This window comes from Vibrio sp. S457-15, assembly GCF_000960545.1.
Taxonomy (GTDB): Bacteria; Pseudomonadota; Gammaproteobacteria; order Enterobacterales; family Vibrionaceae; genus Vibrio; species Vibrio parahaemolyticus.
In genome coordinates this window covers 143,057-157,729 of the sequence record NZ_JYOQ01000005.1, presented here as the reverse complement: position 1 = coordinate 157,729, position 14,673 = coordinate 143,057, and the positions used below count along the sequence as shown (strand labels likewise).

Annotated in this window: 11 protein-coding genes, 1 pseudogene, 1 riboswitch and 1 other annotated feature; of the genes and pseudogenes, 9 read left to right on the top strand and 3 right to left on the bottom strand. The window is 44.7% G+C overall.

Annotated elements, in window-relative coordinates; genetic code table 11:
* Positions 1-60 precede the first annotated feature (60 nt).
* A complete protein-coding gene (locus tag UF05_RS00965) occupies positions 61-468 on the bottom strand; it encodes a DNA-binding protein H-NS (protein ID WP_005460020.1) in 408 nt (135 codons plus the stop codon).
* Between the two features lie 596 nt (positions 469-1,064).
* Positions 1,065-1,245: riboswitch (Lysine riboswitch) on the top strand.
* Positions 1,246-1,358: 113 nt separating this feature from the next.
* On the opposite strand from UF05_RS00965, the gene tet(35) reads away from it, so the two are divergent.
* Positions 1,359-2,960: a tetracycline efflux Na+/H+ antiporter family transporter Tet(35) gene (tet(35), locus tag UF05_RS00960; RefSeq protein ID WP_005495724.1), complete on the top strand. Its 1,602-nt coding sequence runs from the start codon at positions 1,359-1,361 to the stop codon at positions 2,958-2,960.
* 2,469 nt (positions 2,961-5,429) lie between these two features.
* Here the strand turns inward: tet(35) and UF05_RS26215 are convergent.
* Positions 5,430-6,374 (bottom strand): annotated as a pseudogene (locus UF05_RS26215) (sigma-54 interaction domain-containing protein); the annotation flags it as partial.
* 364 nt (positions 6,375-6,738) lie between these two features.
* Positions 6,739-6,876: a sequence feature (His leader region), on the top strand.
* 54 nt (positions 6,877-6,930) lie between these two features.
* Here UF05_RS26215 and hisG point away from each other — a divergent pair.
* From hisG to hisIE, 8 genes are all read left to right on the top strand, one after another.
* Positions 6,931-7,827, top strand: coding sequence for an ATP phosphoribosyltransferase (gene hisG, locus UF05_RS00945; protein ID WP_005480403.1), 897 nt, complete (start codon positions 6,931-6,933; stop codon positions 7,825-7,827).
* A 5-nt stretch (positions 7,828-7,832) separates the two neighbouring features.
* Positions 7,833-9,128 (top strand): histidinol dehydrogenase, encoded by a 1,296-nt coding sequence (gene hisD, locus UF05_RS00940; RefSeq protein ID WP_045546133.1) that lies wholly within the window; start codon positions 7,833-7,835, stop codon positions 9,126-9,128.
* 15 nt (positions 9,129-9,143) lie between these two features.
* Positions 9,144-10,184: a histidinol-phosphate transaminase gene (gene hisC, locus UF05_RS00935; RefSeq protein ID WP_031818556.1), complete on the top strand. Its 1,041-nt coding sequence runs from the start codon at positions 9,144-9,146 to the stop codon at positions 10,182-10,184.
* A 65-nt stretch (positions 10,185-10,249) separates the two neighbouring features.
* On the top strand, positions 10,250-11,323 hold the full coding sequence (hisB, locus tag UF05_RS00930; protein ID WP_045546132.1) for a bifunctional histidinol-phosphatase/imidazoleglycerol-phosphate dehydratase HisB: 1,074 nt from the start codon (positions 10,250-10,252) through the stop codon (positions 11,321-11,323).
* A 26-nt stretch (positions 11,324-11,349) separates the two neighbouring features.
* Positions 11,350-11,964 carry an imidazole glycerol phosphate synthase subunit HisH gene (hisH, locus tag UF05_RS00925; protein ID WP_021453955.1) on the top strand — a complete coding sequence of 205 codons (615 nt, stop codon included), beginning with the start codon at positions 11,350-11,352 and terminating at the stop codon, positions 11,962-11,964.
* A gap of 12 nt (positions 11,965-11,976) precedes the next feature.
* Positions 11,977-12,714: a 1-(5-phosphoribosyl)-5-[(5-phosphoribosylamino)methylideneamino]imidazole-4-carboxamide isomerase gene (gene hisA, locus UF05_RS00920; RefSeq protein WP_005495717.1), complete on the top strand. Its 738-nt coding sequence runs from the start codon at positions 11,977-11,979 to the stop codon at positions 12,712-12,714.
* On the top strand, positions 12,696-13,469 hold the full coding sequence (gene hisF / locus UF05_RS00915; protein WP_020840389.1) for an imidazole glycerol phosphate synthase subunit HisF: 774 nt from the start codon (positions 12,696-12,698) through the stop codon (positions 13,467-13,469). Before hisA ends, hisF begins: the two co-directional genes overlap by 19 nt.
* On the top strand, positions 13,466-14,101 hold the full coding sequence (gene hisIE / locus UF05_RS00910; protein WP_005460001.1) for a bifunctional phosphoribosyl-AMP cyclohydrolase/phosphoribosyl-ATP diphosphatase HisIE: 636 nt from the start codon (positions 13,466-13,468) through the stop codon (positions 14,099-14,101). The genes hisF and hisIE overlap by 4 nt, the downstream gene beginning before the upstream one ends.
* A gap of 67 nt (positions 14,102-14,168) precedes the next feature.
* On the opposite strand, the gene UF05_RS00905 is transcribed toward hisIE, so the two are convergent.
* A complete protein-coding gene (locus UF05_RS00905; protein WP_020840390.1) occupies positions 14,169-14,672 on the bottom strand; it encodes a YchJ family protein in 504 nt (167 codons plus the stop codon).
* Position 14,673: the final 1 nt, after the last annotated feature.

Sequence of the window (14,673 nt, the reverse complement as noted above, 5' to 3'; positions counted from 1 at the left end):
TTTATTTGCGCAAGACAAATAAAAAAGGCTCCCAACGGGAGCCTTTTTAAACAAGAACGATTAGATTAGGAAATCGTCTAGTGATTTACCTGCGTCAAGTTGCTCTTGAATTGCAGAAGGTGTACGGCCTTGGCCTGTCCAAGTTTTTTCTTGGCCATTTGTGTCGATGTACTTGTACTTCGCTGGGCGAGGAGCACGCTTAGATTTTGCTTTAGTCTTAGTTTCGCCAGATAGTGCGCTAATTAGTGCTTCAACGTCGATACCGTCTTGAGCAATTTTTTCTGCAATCTCTGCTAGCTTAGCTTCTTGTTGTGCTAGTGCTTCACGCTCTGCTTCTTCAGCTTCACGACGCTCTTCAACAACAGTAGTTAGTTTATCTAGAGCTTCTTCCAATTGTTCTAGAGTCAGCTCACGAGAAAATGCACGAAGGCTACGGATATTTAGAAGTGTTTTAGTCAGCTCTGACATAACGATTCCTATTAATAGGTTAACGTGTTTGGCATTTTTAATCGTTACGATTAAATAATACCAATCTACAAATAAAGATAAGTCCTTATATTTAACTTTATCTTTTCCTTATGTGCAAATGCTAAATCATGATTTTGTTTAAATTGAGCTATTTTTTGACTGAAAACTAATATTAATTAACTCGAAATAAATCTTAATAGATAGTGAATTCAAGTTTTACGTGATTATTCTAATCAAGCGAGTTATTGAATGGTGTTTTTTATAAAGGCACGCTTTGTATTTGCGCAACAGAAAACGAAAGCTGTAATGTGTACGGTATTTGTTATTCATATTTCTTTAAATTATCGATATTAGATAATCCATGATATTTTTATGGTAGTAATAAAGTTTCATAAACAACCAAATTAACGTGATGTCAGTTGCACAATACTCAATTTGTTTGTTCGACGTTTATAAATTGGGTTGGCGATTATTTATTAGTTTAATTTAGTTTGATGTGTTGCATTGGTTCTCATCATAAGTACAATGGCTGCTACCTGATGCAATATTGCAGACAATTTGTTGTTAATTTGTACAATTGACGGTTAATTGTTTGTTGTTGCCGTAGAGGCGCAGTCTCGAAGAGTAGCTATTATTGGGGTGATGCCAATGAATAATAGTGGAAGGCGAAGATTGCCGAAGTAAGTCGTATATCAAAACGCCTTGCTGGGGTTGTATCTGAAAGGAACAACACTGCCATAGTATATTTACATTAAACTATGGAGCGCTACTGTAGGGTTGGGTGGAGTGTTCGCTTCCCTGTCGCTAAGTTCAACATGAGCACGTTTCTTATAAAGAAGGCGTGACTTGTCTGCAGTAGATCTCTAGCCAAACTTTGGTTTTTGAAGATCATGAATTTAATAGATTTTTCTCATTCTCCTGTTTCATTATTGCCTCCTATTGTTGCTCTGACATTGGCGATTCTGACTCGACGTGTATTAGTTTCTCTTGGTGTGGGTATCGCGCTTGGTGCGGTTCTACTTAACAGCTGGTCAATTGGTGGTACTGCAAGCTATGTAGGTACTCAAGTGTCTTCTGTCTTCATTGAAGATGGTGGAATTAACACTTGGAACATGAGCATTGTTGGTTTCCTAATTCTATTAGGCATGACAACGGCTCTATTGACACTTTCTGGCGGTACTCGCGCATTCGCTGAATGGGCACAGTCTCGTGTGAAAAGTAAACGCGGCTCTAAACTTCTTGCAGCCTTTTTAGGCGTATTCATTTTTGTCGACGATTACTTTAATAGTCTTGCTGTAGGTGCGATTTCACGCCCAGTAACGGATCGCTTCTATGTATCTCGTGCGAAACTGGCTTACATCCTAGATTCAACCGCTGCACCTATGTGTGTCATCATGCCAGCTTCTAGTTGGGGTGCTTACATCATTACTATCATCGGCGGTATTTTAGTATCACACGGTATTACTGAGTATTCAGCGCTTGGGGCGTATGTGCGTCTTATCCCAATGAACTTCTACGCTGTATTTGCGCTGTTAATGGTGTTTGCAGTCGCGTGGTTTGGTCTAGATATCGGCAAGATGCGCGAGCATGAAATTGCAGCGTCTCAAGGTCGTGGTTTTGACAAAGACAAAGAGAACGACACTCAAGAAGCGCATGAGCTCAACGAAGAGTTGGACATTCGTGAGAGCGAAAAAGGTAAAGTCTCTGACTTAATCCTACCGATTGTTACGCTTATCATCGCGACAATTGCTTCGATGATGTACACCGGTGGTCAAGCGTTGGCTGCTGATGGTAAAGAGTTTGCATTGTTAGGTGCATTCGAGAATACCGATGTGGGTACGTCTCTTATTTACGGTAGCTTGCTTGGTTTGGCCGTTGCGCTGTTTACTGTTCTAAAACAAGGTCTACCACTGACTGAGATTACTCGTACACTGTGGATTGGTGCTAAATCGATGTTTGGTGCGATTCTTATCCTTGTGTTTGCGTGGACAATCGGTTCTGTTATCGGTGACATGAAGACGGGGTCGTACCTATCGACTATGGCTCAAGGTAACATTAATCCGCATTGGTTACCTGTAATCCTGTTCTTGTTGTCGGGTCTAATGGCGTTCTCAACCGGTACTTCATGGGGTACATTCGGTATCATGTTACCAATCGCTGGTGATATGGCGGGTGCAACTGACATCGCACTAATGCTTCCTATGCTAAGTGCGGTTTTGGCCGGTGCAGTATTCGGTGACCACTGTTCACCAATTTCGGACACGACTATTTTGTCTTCGACAGGTGCTCGTTGTAATCACATCGACCACGTATCGACTCAGTTGCCTTATGCGCTGTCAGTTGCTTTGGTTTCATGTGTCGGCTTTATTGCACTTGGTATGACAACGTCAATCGCGTTCTCTTTCATTGCAGCGTCGATTACATTTGTTATCGTCTGTGCTGTTCTATCATGGTTGTCGAAATCGAAAATAGCATCATGTCAGAGCGCTTAATGGCAATATGATTTGTTGAAAAGAGGAAGCTCCGCTAGTAACTAGCGGAGCTTTTTTTTAACGCGATTTAGGTGAGGGGGGCAATCGCGTTTTTGGGGATAACCTTTAAGATTCTGGTTGTGTGAAGTCAGGTGTTGGACAGTCTTCATACGACGATGGCAGAATTGGAACATCATTGTTGTTATTCAAACCATCCAAAACCGTCTTGATCTGATCAATTTGAGTGATGACTGAACCTTCCCAAGCACTGACCGCGTTACTAATGATATCTCCAATAGACATCCACTGATCGCCAAACCAAATAACGGTAGTTTGGGTTAAACCCTCAGAGGTTGGGCGATGTCGAGTGTTAAAGATAAATGCAAGCAGTTGCTGAGCTAGCTGCTCTTTATGCTCGTTAAGGTCCGCGTTGCCATTGCTATCGACCAAGAATTGTGACACTTCGGATTGCCAAGTCCCGGCCATCCAAGTAGCAGAATCGCCGCTAAATGCTGCTTCAACTGGCTCTCCACCAGTAAATTTACCGTCAAATGGCTCGTCACCAGATCCAAAGTAGTTACTTGGAGAGGCGTAAGGGGCTAATCCATTCACATATACTCTATCGGCTTCAGTTAGTTCACTTAAGCCATTTTTGTTGTGCCAGTAACCTTTGGTGTCAAAGTCTGCGGTAATTTCACAAATGTTATTGAAGTGCACTTCATTACCATTAAGTGCGTCACTGCGGTTGTAAACTTCACCGATAATGAGAGGGACGCCATTTTCCATTTTCATGACAGATTTTACGTCGAACGAAATGGTGTGATCACTGATATTGTTCCATGCAGCAGAAAGGCTTTCGCTCACTTCATAAGGCGCGGGATCTTCACCGCGAACATTTGGAACGAGAACGAAGAATGTGGCACAGCCATCCTCTCCTGTCATCCGCTGTACGTAACCATTGGCATCGACTTCCGCTAAATTCTCGCCTTCTGGAAGAACACCGGCATCAAGAAGAAGTTGTTCTATCACTAAGAATTCACCATTTTCTGGATACTCAGGGTTGAATGGTTTAGGAACGGGTACACTGTCAGGTATGTAAAGGTTGACCGGCCAATTCGGAATCAAGCCTTCGCCTTCATCATGAATACCGTTACCGTTCATATCGAACGACTTACACACTTTAAGATTGGCAATGCCGATAGAACCAAAACGGATGGTTAACACGGGATCATCACTAAAGGTTGGTTGAGCCCAAGCACTAGGCATGAAACCAACGTCATTCTCCTCATTACCGCTGGCTTCATCTGTGTCCTCACCAGCAGAACGTTTGATGGTTTCGTCGAAGTCGGTTTGACATGCTAGAGCGTTTGCAAAGCCTATATGCAGATCGCCATCTTCGAACGTCGGTGCAAAGTCTCTTAAATCCGCGAAGGTTGTGAAGTGAGTGAATGGGGTGTTCATTGCGGTAAAACCAACTTTTTTCGCCCACCACATGAATTGGTCTAAGCTCCATTGATGGTCTTCAACCCCAAAAACACTAAACGTGATTGGCTCGTCAGGAGAATCATTGGAAAGTTTAGTATTACGCATACCACCCATTTCCATCGCTAAGTCACGAATACCGAACTCCCAATTAGGAATAACTTCATCGATGATAGGATCATATTGGCAGTTCAGGTTTCTGTCGTGGAACGCACGAAAAGCAATATCAAAGTTTGGCGGTTCTGGCTCTGCAGTCTTCGCTTTGAAGTTATCTGTTTTCGAGAATCGAGGGATAAATCCAAAGAACCCGGCACAGTTTTCACCAGTTTCTTCGCCATACAGGTCAGTACCTTCACAAGCGGCTTCTACGCTCGCTGCTGTGGATACCCAAGCTTTGTAAACCCCACCGGAGTTAGGTGTGTTGGCAAATGGAAATAGCTGTATGGTTTCTCCATCAGGCAGAGAAGTAGGGTCGACATCTAAATACTCACTTCCCAATTGATGTCGACATTCTATGTCTATCGATTGGGTGACCATTTTGCCGCGAACTTTAACTTCTTGAGTGAGCGTGACGACGTCATTCATATATGTCACACCACCTTCACCGTCGAAATAGAAAAGACGACAGGCTAATGGTTCTGCGTAAAACTCTTCGGCGTTTCTAGCGTTCTTGCCTTTGATTTTTACATCTTGATAGCAGGTACCACCGTTGGTGTCTGCGCTATCTAAAGTACTTGATAACAAACATTTACCTGATGGATCGGTAACTTGAAAATAATACAAACCAGCAGGCAGTGCTGCGGCTGTCCTTGGTGCGTTAGGCCCAGGGCCTCCATCTAAAAATACTTCTTGTTTAGACTCGTAGCGGACATTTTCATTGACGATATCACCAGCAGGTGTCGTCGTGAATATTGCGCCATCTAATCTAGCGAAAGCTGGTACAGCAAACATGATAGCTAACGAAGATATCGCAAGAGTTGTTGTCCTTAATTTGGATAAAAACCTGTTGATATTGTACTTCTTAATCAGCCGATAAAGTGTTGTTCTAGAAATACCTAGATGGCGTGCGGCTGCGCTCATATTGTGTTTATTTTCTTCGATGGCCTGTAACAAATAGTCGAGGTCAATTTGATCAACAGAAGGGAGTAATTGCCTTTCACTGTTCTCAAGCCCTAAATCAGCAACGAGTAGGGTATTGTCTTCACACATGACAATTGCTCGCTGAATCACATTACGCAGCTCACGTACATTTCCAGGCCAACGATGTTTAAGCAGTTTTGCTTTCACTTCTTCGGACATGTTGTGTACTTGACCATGAGATAAATCTGTTAAAAAGTGCTCAGACAGCATCAAAATGTCTTTGCCTCTTTTTCGAAGTGGAGGAATAGTCAGCGGTAATATATTGAGTCGATAAAATAGATCCTCCCTAAATTCTCCTTGTACGACTTCGCTTTTTAAATCCACGTGGCTGGCGGCAATCACACGACAATCAACATCGATAAATTTATCCGCACCTACTTTGTGTATTTGTTTGCTTTCTAAAAAGTGAAGGAGGTGTATTTGAAGATCCGAAGGCATATCTCCAATCTCATCGAGAAATAAAGTGCCTTTGTGTGCTTTTTGAATAAAACCAATCCGGTCAGAAATGGCACCTGTAAATGCACCTTTTTCGTGGCCAAAAAGTTCGGAAGCAATCAAGCCACTTGGAATCGCACCGCAGTTAACCTCTACAAAGGGTGATGAGCGTCGACTAGATAACTGATGGATGAGTCGAGCACACAACCCTTTACCCACACCAGTTTCACCTTGTATGAGTACTTCAGCGTCACATTGCGCGTACTTTTTAATGGCATTTCGAAGCTCGTGGATACAAGCGCTATTCCCAATAAGAGGATATAGCTCCGCCTCGCTGAATTGCACCGTTTGTTTGGTACTACCTTTTCGCAGTTTCATCATTAATCACTATTTTTGCCCCACTGAAATAATAGTTTTGAATTAGCCGTCTCAATCGTGAGTGAACGTCTCTTTATTGAGAAGTTTGTTAATTACTGTGGGTGGTAAAGTCTAAATGTTTGTTTCGGGGAAAATTTATACTAGGGACTTTTTTTGCTAGGAAAATCGTTGTATAGCAACTTCATTTCTTGCACTCTATCGCAATGAAACCAAAAATAAACACTTAAAAAACATAGTCTTGAAAAAATAGTTAAGAAAAGTTCAATTTCGGTATTGAAAAATTAAGAATCCTTGGTTAGTGTGGTTACTAACGAAGCAACTAACTAAAGTCTTAAATAAGTATGCGTAATTTTGTAATGAACATTCATCACCATCATCACCCAGCCTAGTCTTTCGGGAGATGTACGCATACCCGGGAGGCAGGAAACTCCCGGAGGTGAAAATCAAAGTAAGAACAGATTTTAAACCCTCGGGAGACGCCAATCTCTCGAGGGTTTTTTAGTTTTACTGGTTTAAAAATTACTTAGATATCAAAATCTTGCACAGGGATAAAGCAATGCAAACACAACGCTTAAGAATTGCAATTCAGAAAAAAGGTCGTCTTAGCAAAGAGAGCCAAGCTCTACTAAAGCAATGCGGCGTGAAATTTAACGTAATGGGTGAGCGTCTTGTTGTTCACTCAGAGAACATGCCAATTGACTTGCTTTTGGTTCGTGACGACGACATCCCTGGCTTGATCATGGATGGCGTGGTTGACCTTGGTTTCATCGGAGAAAACGAACTAGAAGAAGTTCGTCTTGATCGCAAAGCTTTGGGTGAGCCATGTGAGTTTGTTCAACTTCGTCGACTGGATTTTGGTGGCTGCCGTTTGTCCATCGCCATCGATAAAGATGAAGAATACAACGGTCCACAAGATCTCGCAGGCAAACGCATCGCAACGACTTACCCTCAACTTCTTAAAGCGTACATGGATGAAGCCGGCGTGCCATTCTCAACTTGTATGCTCACTGGTTCTGTGGAAGTTGCGCCACGAGCGGGCTTAGCGGATGCGATTGCAGATTTGGTTTCTACAGGTGCAACATTAGAAGCAAACGGCCTGAAAGAAGCCGAAGTCATTTTCAGATCCAAAGCGACGCTTATCCAACGCATTGGTGAGTTCGATGCAGACAAAGCAGAGTTGATCAATAAATTGCTAACTCGCATGCAAGGCGTTCAACAGGCAAAAGAATCAAAATACATCATGCTGCACGCACCAGCTGGAAAGTTGGAGCAAATTAAAGCATTACTGCCGGGCGCAGAAGACCCAACCGTTTTACCACTATCAGCAGACAAACAGAAAGTTGCCGTTCATTTGGTGAGTACAGAGAACTTGTTCTGGGAAACCATGGAACAGCTAAAAGAACTGGGTGCGAGCTCAATTCTAGTGCTACCAATTGAAAAAATGATGGAGTAACGGCAATGAGAACTGTTGTATGGCAATCACTGAGTGAAGAGCAACAAGATGCAATTTTAGAGCGTCCTGCCATTGCGGAAGGCGCGAACATTACCGCTGCAGTTGCGGATGTGATCGCAAAGGTGCGTACTCAAGGTGACGCAGCGCTATTAGAACTTACAGAGAAGTTTGACCGTGTAAAACCGGAATCAATCCGAGTTCCATCCAAAGAAATTAATGCGGCTTCAGAGCGCCTTTCTGCGGAAATGAAACAAGCACTAGAGCAGGCTTACAGCAACATTGCTAAATTTCATAAAGCACAAAAGCCACAACCAATTAAAGTGGAGACACAACCTGGTGTGATGTGTGAGCAAGTGACACGTCCCATTCAAAAAGTAGGGTTGTATATTCCTGGTGGTAGCGCGCCATTGCCATCGACAGTATTGATGTTGGGCGTGCCTGCAAAAATCGCTGGTTGTCGTAAAGTGGTGCTTTGTTCTCCTCCACCAATTGCAGATGAAATTTTGTACGTTGCCAAGTTGTGCGGCATTGATGAAGTTTACAATGTCGGTGGTGGACAGGCGGTCGCTGCAATGGCGTACGGTACGAAAAGCGTCTCCAAAGTGGATAAAATTTTTGGCCCGGGTAACGCCTATGTGACGGAAGCAAAACGTCAAGTAAGCAATGACTTCCGTGGTGCTGCGATTGACATGCCGGCTGGCCCTTCTGAAGTTCTTGTGATTGCAGACGAAACCGCAGATCCAGACTTCATCGCAGCAGACTTGTTAAGCCAAGCTGAGCACGGCCCTGATTCACAGGTGGTTCTTGTGACACCATCACCTATTATCGCGGATCAAGTAACGGATGCCGTTCAGCGTCAACTAAAAGCCTTGTCTCGTGCAGACATCGCGCAGAAGGCGTTGGCTTCAAGTCTGATTATTATTTCTGAGTCAATCACACAAGCGGTTTCTATCTCTAACTATTACGGCCCAGAACACTTAATTGTGCAAACGAAGAACCCTCGTGAGCTACTTCCACTACTAGATAATGCGGGCTCTATCTTTCTTGGCGATTGGTCTCCTGAATCTGCAGGTGATTATGCGTCGGGAACTAACCACGTGCTTCCAACTTACGGGTATACTCGTACTTTCTCAAGCCTTGGCCTTGCCGACTTTTCTAAACGAATGACCGTGCAAGAGTTATCGGCTGAAGGTTTACAGAATCTCGCTCCGACTGTGGTTACGATGGCGGAGGCGGAAGGTCTCGACGCTCACAAACGTGCAGTCACCATCCGAGTAGAAAAGCTGACCAAAAATAGATAATAAGAGAGTAAAGAGATGGAAAAGCTAGCACGCAAACAAGTCCAAGAATTAACCCCGTATTTATCTGCTCGCCGAATTGGCGGCACGGGTGACGTTTGGCTCAACGCCAATGAATCTCCATTTAATAATGAGTACAAAACGGATTTTGCTCGCTTAAACCGCTACAGCGAATGCCAGCCAAAAGCGCTTATTTCAGCTTACGCTGCCTACGCGGGTGTAAAGCCAGAACAGACGCTTACTTCTCGTGGCGCTGACGAAGGTATTGAGCTTTTAGTTCGCGCTTTCTGTGAGCCAGGACAAGACGCGATTTTGTACTGCCCACCGACTTACGGTATGTACGCAATCAGTGCTGAAACCATTGGTGTTGAACGTAAGACTGTACCGCTAACATCGGATTGGCAGCTTGACCTTGCTGGCATCGAATCCAATCTCGATAACGTCAAGCTGGTTTTTGTTTGTTCACCAAACAACCCAACCGGTAACCTCGTTAAGCGTGAAGATATTATCTCTCTGCTTGAGATGACAAAAGACCGAGCAATCGTGGTCATGGACGAAGCGTACATCGATTTTTGCCCTGAGGCGTCAACGGTGGATTTGTTAGCTCAGTATCCAAATCTCGCGATTCTACGTACGTTATCAAAAGCGTTCGCGCTTGCAGGCTTACGTTGTGGTTTCACGCTTGCAAACGAGGAGCTAATCAACGTCCTACTTAAAGTCATCGCGCCCTACCCAGTACCAGTGCCTGTTGCTGAAATTGCGGTTCAAGCCTTGTCAGAAGCAGGTTTGGCTCGAGCGAAATTCCAAGTCCTCGACCTTAATGCAAACCGTGCTTATCTGCAGGTTGGTTTGTCGATGATTCCAGGATTGCAAGTTTTCGAAGGGTGGGGCAATTATCTATTGGTTAAATTCCCAGATGGTGATGCGCTGTTTAAAGCGGCGTGGGATACCGGAATCATTCTACGTAACTCACCAATTGAAAACTGTGTGCGTATCAGCGTTGGTAACCGCGACGAGTGTGAAAAGACACTGGGTTTCATTAGAAACTACTATTCATAAATAGAATTCTCAACGTTCTCGGTTCATGCCGAGAACGAAACAAGATTAGTAATAAGGAAGTTCGAGTGAGCAAGCAACAAAAAATCCTATTTATCGACCGAGATGGCACGCTGATTGTTGAGCCATCGATTGATTTCCAAGTTGACCGCTTGGATAAGTTAAAACTAGAACCGTTTGTTATTCCAAGCCTGTTGTCGTTGCAGGATGCGGGATACCGTCTAGTGATGGTGACAAACCAAGATGGTCTGGGCACAGACAGCTACCCTCAAGAAGACTTCGATGCGCCACACAACATGATGATGGAGATCTTCGAGTCTCAAGGTGTGAAGTTCGATGATGTGCTGATTTGTCCGCATTTTGAAGAAGACAACTGCTCTTGCCGTAAGCCTAAATTAGGCATGGTGAAAGAGTATCTTCAAGGCGGTAAAGTGGATTTTCAAAATTCTGTCGTGATTGGTGACCGTCAAACGGATCTGCAATTGGCGGAAAACATGGCAATTCGCGGTATTCAATACAATCCAGAAACCATGGGCTGGAAGCAGATATTGAAAGATCTGACGGTGAAAGCACGAGTTGCCGAAGTGATTCGTACTACTAAAGAAACCGACATTAAAGTTGCCGTTAATCTGGATGAGCAAGGCGGCAATGATATCTCAACAGGTCTTGGTTTCTTTGACCACATGCTGGATCAAATTGCCACTCACGGTGGTTTCCAAATGGTGTGCAAAGTCGATGGTGATTTACACATTGATGATCACCACACGATTGAAGATACCGCATTAGCCCTTGGTCAGGCGTTAAAAGAAGCGCTGGGCGATAAGCGTGGCATTGGTCGCTTTGGTTTCAGCCTGCCGATGGATGAGTGCTTGGCGCAATGTGCGTTGGATTTGTCTGGTCGTCCTTACCTGAAATTTGACGCGAAATTTAGCCGTGATCAAGTTGGAGACTTGTCGACAGAGATGGTGGTTCACTTCTTCCGTTCTTTAACTGACACACTAGCGTGTACGCTGCACCTTTCTTCTGCTGGCGATAATGATCACCACATCATTGAGAGCCTATTCAAAGCGTTTGGTCGAACGTTACGCCAAGCTATCAAGGTGGAAGGCACGGAGCTGCCAAGCAGCAAAGGCGTCCTTTAAGGCTCACGTGAGCAAGGAGAAAAACAGTGACAGAACAAAAAGTTGTCATTATCGATACGGGCTGTGCCAACGTTTCTTCGGTGAAGTTTGCTATTGAACGTTTAGGTTATGGCGTAACGATTTCAAAAGATCCTCAAGTGGTGTTGTCAGCAGACAAGTTGTTCCTACCTGGTGTGGGTACAGCCAGCGAAGCGATGAAAAACCTTGAAGAGCGTGATCTTATCAATCTCGTTAAGCAAGTTGAAAAGCCATTGCTCGGTATCTGTTTAGGTATGCAGTTATTGGGTAAGTTTTCTCAAGAGAAAGGCCAAAAAGCAGATGAATTGGTTGAGTGTCTTGGGCTTTGTGATGGCGAAGTGAAGCTGCTACAAACTGGCGATTTGCCACTGCCACACATGGGGTGGAATACCGTTTCTGCAAAAGCAGGCAATCCGTTGTTCAAAGACATTGAAGAGGGTGAGTACTTCTATTTTGTGCACAGCTTTGCGATGCCTGTTGGAGACTACACCATTGCAGAATGTGATTACGGAAATCCATTCACTGCTGCGGTTCAAAGTGGTAACTATTATGGTGTGCAATTCCACCCAGAGCGTTCTTCAAAGGCGGGCGCGAAGCTTATTCAAAACTTCTTAGAATTATAAAAGGGATTTAGTGTGATTATTCCAGCTCTTGATTTAATTGAAGGACAGGTGGTTCGCCTTTATCAAGGTGATTACGGCCAAGTAACCGAGTACAAAGTCGACCCAGCAGAGCAGTTCAACTTGTATCACCAAGCAGGGGCTAACTGGCTGCACTTGGTGGATCTGACGGGCGCGAAAGACACATCTGCGCGCCAACTTGATTTGATTGCAAAGCTATTAGCAAGCACGCCTGCGAACATCCAAATCGGTGGCGGTGTGCGTACCGAACAAGACGTTGTGGACTTATTAGAAGCGGGTGCACAGCGCGTTGTGGTTGGTTCAACCGCAGTAAAACAGCCTGAGTTAGTAAAAGGTTGGATGGAAAAATACGGCGCAGAGAAAATCGTTCTCGCGTTGGACATCAACATCGACCAAGACGGCACGCGTAAAGTGGCGATCTCTGGTTGGCAAGAAGATTCAGGCGTGACTATTGAAGCTCTGATCAACGATTACCTGACGGTAGGTCTACAGCACGTGCTGTGTACTGACATTTCTCGTGACGGTACGCTAGAAGGCTCAAACGTAGAGCTTTACGTCGACCTATGTAAACAGTACCCACAAGTGCAGTTCCAATCTTCAGGTGGTATCGGCTCATTAGCGGATATCGAAGCGCTAAAAGGCAGCGGTGTGGCAGGCGTGATTGTTGGTCGCGCGTTGTTAGATGGTAAGTTCACAGCAGAGGAGGCATTTGCATGCTGGCAAAGCGAATAATTCCATGTCTTGATGTTCGTGATGGACAAGTGGTGAAGGGGGTTCAGTTTCGCAACCACGAGATCATCGGCGATATTGTCCCTCTCGCTAAACGCTACGCTGAAGAAGGCGCTGATGAGCTGGTATTTTACGACATCACTGCATCAAGCGATGGTCGTGTAGTAGATAAAAGTTGGGTGGCTCGTGTCGCGGAAGTGATCGACATTCCTTTTTGTGTGGCTGGTGGTATTAAATCCGCAGAGGATGCTGCACGTATTCTGGAGTTTGGTGCAGACAAAGTCTCTATCAACTCGCCAGCGTTGGCTAACCCGCAGCTTATTACTGATTTAGCGGATAAATTTGGCGTTCAGTGTATCGTAGTTGGTATCGATTCCTACTATGACAAAGATACTGGTAAATATCAGGTTTACCAGTTTACTGGCGACGAAGAACGTACAAAGGCGACGAAGTGGGAAACGCGCGATTGGGTACAAGAAGTGCAAAAGCGCGGCGCTGGTGAAATCGTGCTCAACATGATGAACCAAGACGGCGTGCGTAACGGTTACGATATTGAACAGCTCAATATGGTACGCGAAGTGTGTAAAGTTCCTCTCATCGCTTCCGGTGGTGCAGGTGCCATGGAGCATTTTGCAGAAGCATACCAAAAAGCAAACGTGGATGGTGCTCTTGCCGCTTCGGTATTCCACAAACAAGTCATCAATATTGGTGAACTAAAGCAGTATTTGAAACAACAAGGCATTGAGGTACGACTATGAGTTTTAAAGCCGCCGAAGTCAGTTCGCTGTCGGAGCGAATCAATTGGGAAAAGGTGGATGGCTTGGTACCTGCCATCGTACAAGACTTCCAATCGAGCCAAGTGCTTATGATGGGTTACATGAACCAAGACGCGCTAGCAAAAACGGGTGAAACGGGTCAAGTGACATTTTTCTCACGCACTAAAGAGCGTTTATGGACTAAAGGTGAAACGTCTGGCAATGTTCTTCAACTCGTGAATATCTCTCTAGATTGTGACAATGATACTTTGCTGGTTCGAGTGAATCCTATTGGGCCAACTTGCCACACAGGCACAACAACGTGTTGGGACGGCGATGCACAAGAGGAATCACAAATGGTGTGGCTTCATCAACTTGAGCAGCTACTGGCTGCCCGCAAGAGTGCCGATCCAGACTCCTCTTATACCGCCAGTCTTTATGCCCGTGGTACCAAGCGTATTTCGCAGAAAGTGGGCGAAGAAGGCGTTGAAGTCGCGCTTGCGGCGACGTCGGGCGATAAGGCGGAGTTAGTGTGTGAATCTGCAGATTTGATCTATCACTTGTTGGTGCTTTTACAAGACCAAGGTTTATCAATGAACGATGTGGTGAATAAGCTTAAAGAGCGTCACAAGTAGTTCAAATCAAAGAAATAAAACAAAGGCTTCCATTTGGAAGCCTTTGTTTTTTCTTGATAGTGCGATTTTATCCGCAGCACTTTTTAAATTTCTTACCGCTGCCACAAATACATGGATCGTTACGGCCTACTTTTAAGCTGCTGATGGATTGATTAAGTCGCGGATCTTGCTCGGATTCTTCTTCAGGGAAAGTGCCATCAATGTAATACCACAGCCCATCTTCTTTCACGAAGCGTGAACGCTCGCTCAGGCAGTAGCGTTGGCCGTCTTCATTGAAATAGGCGTTGAACTCAACAAAGCCTTCATTTTCATGGCTGCCAGCTTCTGCTTTGACGACTTCCAGTTTGCACCAATCGCTGTCGATCGATTGTGCGATACCTTCACGTTGTTCTTCTGCGTTACAACTTGGGTGATATGTTTTCACAACGTAGTTAACGAGGCCTAGCACATGAGCGCTATAGCGAGAGCGCATTAACTGTTCTGGTGTTTTGACGTCAGCGTGATTGTTGTGCGCAATTTCGCAACACTGTTGGTAGGTACGGTTAGCGCCGCAAGGACAAGAAGAAGCCATA

Bases quoted from the DNA above. Each gene is read 5' to 3' on its own strand.
- UF05_RS00965 (WP_005460020.1), bottom strand. From the start codon at position 468: ATGTCAGAGCTGACTAAAACACTTCTAAATATCCGTAGCCTTCGTGCA.
- hisG (WP_005480403.1), top strand. From the start codon at position 6,931: ATGCAAACACAACGCTTAAGAATTGCAATTCAGAAAAAAGGTCGTCTT.
- hisD (WP_045546133.1), top strand. From the start codon at position 7,833: ATGAGAACTGTTGTATGGCAATCACTGAGTGAAGAGCAACAAGATGCA.
- hisC (WP_031818556.1), top strand. From the start codon at position 9,144: ATGGAAAAGCTAGCACGCAAACAAGTCCAAGAATTAACCCCGTATTTA.
- hisF (WP_020840389.1), top strand. From the start codon at position 12,696: ATGCTGGCAAAGCGAATAATTCCATGTCTTGATGTTCGTGATGGACAA.
- hisIE (WP_005460001.1), top strand. From the start codon at position 13,466: ATGAGTTTTAAAGCCGCCGAAGTCAGTTCGCTGTCGGAGCGAATCAAT.
- UF05_RS00905 (WP_020840390.1), bottom strand. From the start codon at position 14,672: ATGGCTTCTTCTTGTCCTTGCGGCGCTAACCGTACCTACCAACAGTGT.